1 protein-coding gene is annotated in these 272 nt (G+C 56.6%); it reads right to left on the bottom strand.

Features of this window, described 5'->3' with window-relative positions; genetic code table 11:
• A partial coding sequence (locus tag I53_RS33940; protein WP_043351727.1) for a hypothetical protein occupies positions 1-272 on the bottom strand: 272 nt, incomplete at both ends.

Raw genomic sequence — 272 nt, 5'->3', positions numbered from 1 at the left:
CGTAGCAGACACATACAGATACATATATTCGTCTTCCGCATGGTGCGAACGATCGCGGCATCGGGGGCGCTTGTGGAAATTGTGCGAAAACGTCTCGAAGTCGGGCAGGATTATCGCTCGGTCAATGGCGATATCCACGGTGTCATCATCAAGATGTGGCCCGTCGAGAACGGATCCGCGGACAGTATCGCTTTGATGCAACGACGACACCTCGAACAGGCTGATCGGCGTAACCCCGACCCCGGCTTCCTCCGCGGCCTGCGTATAGGCTT

The organism is Methylobacterium sp. B1 (assembly GCF_000333255.1).
In the GTDB taxonomy this organism is placed as follows: Bacteria; Pseudomonadota; Alphaproteobacteria; order Rhizobiales; family Beijerinckiaceae; genus Methylobacterium; species Methylobacterium fujisawaense.
This window is presented reverse-complemented; position numbering and strand designations above follow the sequence as displayed.